The following is a 6,647-nucleotide window of genomic DNA, read 5'->3' as shown; positions in this document are numbered from 1 at the left end:
TCAGGACTCACACGTCCAGGACAACACAGTGCTCACCTGCCGGCCGGCTACCAACCAGGAGTTTGCCGGATGGCTCACTCCCAGAACTGATTAGGGACACCATGACGACCACGGACCAGGAGTCCAGCCTCATCTCCACGCTGCCCGGCCACTACTACACCGACCCCGAGCTGTTCGCGCTGGAGCAGGACCGGATCTTCGGCGCGATGTGGTTCTGCGCCGTGCGCGTCGCCGACCTCGCCGCGGCCGGGCAGTTCCAGACCGTCCAGGTGGGACGGGAGAGCGTGCTGATCGCCAGGGGTCGCGACGGCGTCCTGCGGGCGTTCCTGAACATCTGCCGCCACCGCGGCGCGCAGCTGTGCGTCGAGGACGCCGGGCAGGTGAAGCGATCCTTCCAATGTCCTTACCACGCCTGGACTTACGGCACCGACGGCAAGCTGATCGCGGCGCCGAACCTCACCTCGATGCCGGACGTCGACCGGACGCGGTACGGGCTGATCCCGGTCGCGTTGCGCGAATGGCTCGGCTACGCATGGGTTTGCCTGGCTGATGAACCACCGTCGTTCGAGGACACCGTGATCGAGGCCGTCTCCGGGCGGCTCGGCGGCGACGACGTGATCGGCGGCTACGGCGTCGACGGGCTCGCGCTCGGCCGCCGGATCAGCTACGACGTGCGGGCCAACTGGAAGCTGATCATCGAGAACTTCATGGAGTGCTACCACTGCGCGACGATCCATCCGGAGCTCACCGAGGTCCTGCCGGAGTTCGCCGACGGCTACGCCGCCCAGTACTACGTCGGCCACGGCGCCGAGTTCGGCTCGGACGTCGAGGGGTTCACGGTGGACGGCAGCGGCGGGTTCGGGCGGCTGGACGGCGTCGGCGACGAGCACGACCGGCGGTACTACGCGATCACGGTCCGGCCCCAGGTCTTCCTGAACCTGGTGCCGGACCACGTGATCGTGCACCGGATGTTCCCGCTCGCGGCCGATCGCACGCTCGTCGAGTGCGACTGGCTGTACGCGCCGGAGGTGGTCGAGCAGGGCCACGACGTGTCGCGCTCGGTGGAGCTGTTCCACCGGGTCAACCAGCAGGACTTCGACGCCTGCGAGCGCTGCCAGCCGGCGATGAGCTCCCGCGCCTATGCCGGCGGTGGCGTGCTGGTGCCCTCGGAACACCACATCGGCGAGTTCCACGAGTGGCTGCGCGCCGAGCTCGAACCGTGAGTCACGCCCGGGCCTTGCGCATCCGGACGACCCGCGTGGCCACGAACCAGACGACCGCGACGACCACCGCGACGATGACGACCTTCTGGAAGATCCCCACGTAGGACTCGACGATCCACCAGCTCTGCCCCAGCAGGTAGCCGGCCAGCACCAGCGCGGTGTTCCAGATCAGGCTGCCGAGCGCGGTCAGCACCAGGAAGGCCGGCATCGGCATCCGCTCCACCCCGGCGGGCAGCGAGATGAAGCTGCGGAAGATCGGCACCATCCGGCCCAGGAACACCGCTTTCGTGCCGTGCCGGGCGAACCACGCCTCGGTCCGGTCCACATCGGACACCTTGACCAGCGGCAGCTTCGCCGCGATCGCGCGGGTGCGGTCGCGGCCCAGCCACGCGCCGAGGTAGTACAGCACGACCGCCCCGACCAGCGAGCCGAGCGTGGTCCACAGGATCGCGCCGAGCAGGCTCATCGTGCCCCGGCTCGCGGCGAATCCGGCCAGCGGCAGGATCACCTCGCTGGGAATGGGCGGGAACAGGTTCTCCAGTGCCACCGCCAGCCCCGCGCCGGGGCCGCCGATGGTGTCCATGAGCCCGGTGATCCAGCCGACCAGTCCATCGGTCTGGGCGGTGCCGGGCTGCGCGAGTAAGTTCATGATCCGAACGCTAGGAATCCGCGGCACCGCGCGGAATGCGGTTTCCCGGCGACTCACCTGTGGAAAACCGCAGGTTGCCGCCGTGGCTAGGCTCGGATCATGCGTCGATGGCTGCGGGTGCTCCTCGGCGTCGTGCTCGGTGCGGGCACGGCGCTGGCCGAACTCGTCTTCGTGCTGTCGGCCGGTCTGGCGCTGACCGGGCTGCTGATCTTGCCCAGGCTGAGAGCCCGGGTCGCCTCGCTGTCGTTCGCCGGGGCGCAGGCGCTGACCGGACTCGAACGGCGGCGCCTGGCGAAGTACCTGGACAGCAGCCATGCCGGGCGGCCCGACGGCGCTCGCGCGCTGCGGTATCTCGCGGTCCGCTGCGCGGTCGGGCTGCTCGGTGCGATCGTGCTCTTCCTGATCGCCTACGGCGCGGTCGGCATGCTGGTCGAGCTCGTCGAGCTCTGGACCACCGCCGGGGATCCGCTGGAAGGCCGTTCCGGCATCGAGAAGTTCTGGCTCACGGTCTACCTGATCGTTTTCTGCGCGGTGCTCGGTTTCCTGGCGTTGACCGGGCTCGCGGGCATCGCGGTCATGGACCGCGCGCTCGGCGAGCGGTTCCTGGAACCGGACCGGGCCGAGCAGCTCCGGCAACGGGTCGAACAGCTCTCCACCACGCGCTCCGATGTGGTCGCCGCGATCCACGAGGAACGCCGCCGCATCGAACGCGACCTGCACGACGGCGTGCAGCAGCGGCTGGTGGCGCTGGGCATGCTGATCGGCCGGGCCCGGCGCGCCGGCGACGGCGACCGGGCCGCCGAGCTGCTGCGCCAGGCGCACGAGGAATCCCAGGAAATACTCCGGGATTTCCGCGATGTCGCGTGGCGGGTCTACCCGGCCGCGCTGGACGCCGGGGGCCTGCACCCGGCCCTGGCGGCGCTGGTGGAGCGCGCCGGGATGCCGGTCGAGCTTCGGTACGAGGTGGCGCAGCGGGCGGCCGTGGAGGTCGAGGCCGTGGCGTACTTCGTGGTTTCGGAGGCCGTGACGAACGCGGCCAAGCACTCGGGCGCGGGTATCGTCACCGTCCGGGTCGAACGGGAAGAGGGGTGGCTCGTGGTTCGGGTCGACGACGACGGCGCCGGCGGCGCATCGGTGCGCGGCGCGGGGCTTTCCGGCCTGGCCCGGCGCGTCGCGGCGCTGGACGGGAAGTTCACAGTGGACAGTCCCGTCGGTGGCCCGACGACGATCGTCGCGGAGCTGCCGTGCGGGTGATCCTGGCCGACGATTCCACCCTGCTGCGCGAAGGACTGGTGCGCCTGCTGGCGGAGGAGGGGCACGACGTGGTGGCCGCCGTCGGGGACGCGCCGAGCCTCCTCTCGGAGGTGGCGGCGTGGCAGCCGGACGTGGCCGTCGTCGACGTCCGGATGCCGCCCACGCACACCGACGACGGCCTGCGCGCCGCGCTGGAGATCCGGCGCCGGTTCCCCGCCGTCGGCGTGCTGGTGCTCTCGCAGTACGTGGAGAAGCGCTACGCGGTCGAGCTGCTCACCGGCGACACCGCGCGGGTCGGCTACCTGCTCAAGGACCGGGTGGTGCAGGTCGACGAGTTCCTCGACGCCCTCCAGCGGGTGGCCGACGGGGGAGTGGCGTTCGACCCGGAGGTGGTGCGGCGCCTGCTGTCCGGCAGCGACCGCGATCCGCAGTCGCTGCTGACGCCCCGCGAACGGGACGTCCTCGAACAGATGGCGCAGGGCCGCACCAACGCCGGCATCGCCACCCACCTGCACATCTCGCAGAGCGCGGTGGAGAAGCACGCGAACGCGATCTTCGACAAGCTCGACCTCGCCCGCACCACCGGCTACAGCCGCCGGGTCCTCGCCGTCCTGCACTACCTGGAATCCTGATCAGGCGTTCACCTGTTCGCGGACTCCTGCTGCGGCTGCTTGTTGCGCACCGCGAGGTAGCCGATCAGCATCGCGATCGCGAGCACCGGGGTGATGTACAGCGCGATCCGGGTTTCGGCGTCGAAGGCCAGCAGCACCACGACGAACGCGAGGAAGGCCAGCACGACGTAGTTGGAGTACGGGGCGAGCGGCATCCGGAACGGCCCGGCCGGGAGTTCGCCGCGGGCGACCTTGCGCCGGTAGACCAGGTGCGCGATCACGATCATGCCCCAGGTGAAGATGGCGCCGGCGGTGCTGGCGCTGGTGATGTAGGTGAACGCCTGCTCCGGCACGAAGTAGTTGAGCACCACGCCGATCAGCATCGCGCAGAACGTGATCCCGATGGCCCGCGCGGGCACCGCACGGCCGCTGAGGCGTCCCACCGAGCGCGGTGCCTGGCGGTCCTCCGACAGGGTGCGCAGCATCCGAGCGGTGGAGTAGATGCCGCTGTTGCAGGACGACAGCGCGGCGGTGGTCACCACGAAGTTGATCACGCCGGCGGCGGCCGGGATGCCGATCAGGGTGAAGGCGTGCACGAACGGGCTACCGCTGGCCGGGAACTGGAACCACGGGACCAGCGCGGTCAGCGCGATCAGCGCGCCCACGTAGAAGATCAGGATCCGCCACATCACCGAGTTGATCGCCCGCGGCAGCACCTTCTGCGGGTTCTTGCTCTCGCTGGCGGTCTGACCGACCATCTCCACGCCGACGAAGGCGAACATGACGATCTGGAACGCCAGCAGCGACGAGGCGATGCCGTTGGGGAACAGCCCACCGTGGGACCAGATGTTGCTCAGCGACGCGGTGTCGCCGAGGTCGCTGAAGCCGAACACCAGGATCGCCGCAGCCAGCACGATCAGCCCGATGATGGCCAGCACCTTGATGAGCGCGAACCAGAACTCGAACTCACCGAACAGCTTCACCGCGATCAGGTTCACCCCGCTGAGCACGATCAGCGCTCCCAAAGCAGGGATCCACTGCGGAACCGTCGGGAACCAGAACTGGAAGTACTTGCCGACCGCCGTGATCTCGGCCATGCCGGTGACGATCCACACCAGCCAGTAACCCCAGCCCACCGCGAACTTGGCCCACGGGCCCACGAACTCGCCCGCGTACTCCGCGAACGATCCGCTCACCGGGCGGTACATCAGCAGCTCGCCGAGCGCCCGCATCACGAAGAAGATCATCAATCCGGCGATCGCGTAGATCAGGATCAGGCCGGGCCCGACCTGGTGCAGCGCCTTGCCGGAGCCGAGGAACAGCCCGACCCCGATCGCCCCGCCGATCGCGATCATGTTGATGTGCCGGGTACTCAGATCCTTCCGGTACTCCTCGGCCTCTGGTTGGCTCATCGAAGCGTGACTCCTTAATCGCCAGCGTGTTTCGCTGAAACTGCGCAGATAATCCGGCATTCGGGCAGTGCTGGCAAGCGATTGGGCACAGTTGAAATCGAGCCTTTTCCCAGTTCCAACATAGTCCACTTAGGACACACAAACGTGAAACGCCGCATTTCGGTCATTGCGGACCGAAATGCGGCGTTCGGGGGCTACTCGCCGATCACCTGTCAGAGGTTCGGGTACAGCGGGTGCTTGGCGGCCAGGGCCTCCACCCGCTCCCGGAGCTTCGCGCTCGCCGACTCGTCGAAGCCCGGCTTGAGCGCCTCGGCGATGATGTCGGCGACCTCCGCGAAGTCCTCCTTGCCGAAGCCGCGGGTGGCCAGCGCCGGGGTGCCGATGCGCAGCCCGGAGGTCACCATCGGCGGCCGCGGGTCGTTGGGCACCGCGTTGCGGTTGACGGTGATGCCGATCTCGTGCAGCCGGTCCTCGGCCTGCTTGCCGTCCAGCTCGGAGTCCCGCAGGTCCACCAGCACCAGGTGCACGTCGGTGCCGCCGGAGACCAGCTGCACGCCGGCCTTGACGGCGTCGTCGGCGAGCAGCCGCTCGGCCAGGACCTGCGCGCCCTCCACGGTGCGGCGCTGCCGGTCGGCGAACTCCGGCGACGCGGCGACCTTGAACGACACCGCCTTGCCGGCGATCACGTGCTCCAGCGGCCCGCCCTGCTGGCCCGGGAACACCGCCGAGTTGAACTTCTTCGCGAACTCCTGGTCCGCCGACAGGATCACACCACCGCGCGGACCGCCGAGGGTCTTGTGCGTGGTGGTGGTGACGACGTGCGCGTGCGGCACCGGGCTCGGGTGCAGCCCGGCGGCCACCAGGCCGGCGAAGTGCGCCATGTCGACCATCAGGTAGGCACCGACCTCGTCGGCGATCTCCCGGAACCGCTTGAAGTCCAGCTGCCGCGGGTACGCCGACCAGCCGGCGATGATCAGCTGCGGCTTGTTCTCCCGCGCCAGCTTGGCGACCTCGTCCATGTCGACGCGGTGGTCGTCCTCGCGCACGTGGTACGGCACCACGTTGTAGAGCTTGCCGGAGAAGTTGATCCGCATGCCGTGGGTCAGGTGACCGCCGTGCGCCAGGTCCAGGCCCATGATCGTGTCACCCGGCTTGAGCAGCGCGAACATCGCAGCCGCGTTGGCCTGCGCGCCCGAGTGCGGCTGCACGTTGGCGAAGGACGCGCCGAAGAGCTCCTTGACCCGGTCGATGGCCAGCTGCTCGATGACGTCGACGTGCTCGCAGCCGCCGTAGTAGCGCCGGCCCGGGTAGCCCTCGGCGTACTTGTTCGTCAGCACCGAGCCCTGCGCCTCGAGGACGGCCTGCGGTGCGAAGTTCTCCGAGGCGATCATCTCCAGCGTGCTCTGCTGGCGGTTGAGTTCGGCGCCGACCGCCGCCGCCACCTCGGGGTCCACCGCGGCCAGCTGGTCGTTGAACAGGTCCGGTGTCGACATGGTGT

At 69.2% G+C, this 6,647-nt stretch carries 6 protein-coding genes; 3 read left to right on the top strand and 3 right to left on the bottom strand.

Annotation, left to right across the window (positions count from 1 at the left end):
- Positions 1 to 101: 101 nt before the first annotated feature.
- A complete protein-coding gene (locus ACWEV3_RS31345) occupies positions 102 to 1,223 on the top strand; it encodes an aromatic ring-hydroxylating oxygenase subunit alpha (protein WP_452617325.1) in 1,122 nt (373 codons plus the stop codon).
- Between the two features lies 1 nt (position 1,224).
- Here ACWEV3_RS31345 and ACWEV3_RS31340 read toward each other — a convergent pair whose 3' ends face one another.
- The gene (locus ACWEV3_RS31340) at positions 1,225 to 1,872 is read right to left on the bottom strand and encodes a DedA family protein (protein ID WP_452617324.1); all 648 of its coding nucleotides are present in this window, start codon (positions 1,870 to 1,872) and stop codon (positions 1,225 to 1,227) included.
- 99 nt (positions 1,873 to 1,971) lie between these two features.
- Between ACWEV3_RS31340 and ACWEV3_RS31335 the strand changes: the two genes are divergently transcribed.
- Positions 1,972 to 3,126: a sensor histidine kinase gene (locus ACWEV3_RS31335; RefSeq protein WP_452617323.1), complete on the top strand. Its 1,155-nt coding sequence runs from the start codon at positions 1,972 to 1,974 to the stop codon at positions 3,124 to 3,126.
- Positions 3,117 to 3,758 carry a response regulator gene (locus tag ACWEV3_RS31330; RefSeq protein WP_452617322.1) on the top strand — a complete coding sequence of 214 codons (642 nt, stop codon included), beginning with the start codon at positions 3,117 to 3,119 and terminating at the stop codon, positions 3,756 to 3,758. Before ACWEV3_RS31335 ends, ACWEV3_RS31330 begins: the two co-directional genes overlap by 10 nt.
- Before the next feature lie 8 nt (positions 3,759 to 3,766).
- Here ACWEV3_RS31330 and ACWEV3_RS31325 read toward each other — a convergent pair whose 3' ends face one another.
- Positions 3,767 to 5,149: an amino acid permease gene (locus tag ACWEV3_RS31325; RefSeq protein WP_452617321.1), complete on the bottom strand. Its 1,383-nt coding sequence runs from the start codon at positions 5,147 to 5,149 to the stop codon at positions 3,767 to 3,769.
- A gap of 212 nt (positions 5,150 to 5,361) precedes the next feature.
- A complete protein-coding gene (glyA, locus tag ACWEV3_RS31320) occupies positions 5,362 to 6,642 on the bottom strand; it encodes a serine hydroxymethyltransferase (protein WP_452617320.1) in 1,281 nt (426 codons plus the stop codon).
- Positions 6,643 to 6,647 lie beyond the last annotated feature (5 nt).

The sequence above is a fragment of the Saccharopolyspora sp. NPDC003752 genome (genome assembly GCF_053605825.1).
The sequence above is the reverse complement of the archived record's forward strand: the minus strand, read 5'-3'. Positions and strand labels throughout refer to the sequence as shown.

Coding starts and splice junctions, on each gene's coding strand:
- ACWEV3_RS31345 (WP_452617325.1), top strand. CDS start 102: ATGACGACCACGGACCAGGAGTCCAGCCTCATCTCCACGCTGCCCGGC.
- ACWEV3_RS31340 (WP_452617324.1), bottom strand. CDS start 1,872: ATGAACTTACTCGCGCAGCCCGGCACCGCCCAGACCGATGGACTGGTC.
- ACWEV3_RS31335 (WP_452617323.1), top strand. CDS start 1,972: ATGCGTCGATGGCTGCGGGTGCTCCTCGGCGTCGTGCTCGGTGCGGGC.
- ACWEV3_RS31325 (WP_452617321.1), bottom strand. CDS start 5,149: ATGAGCCAACCAGAGGCCGAGGAGTACCGGAAGGATCTGAGTACCCGG.
- glyA (WP_452617320.1), bottom strand. CDS start 6,642: ATGTCGACACCGGACCTGTTCAACGACCAGCTGGCCGCGGTGGACCCC.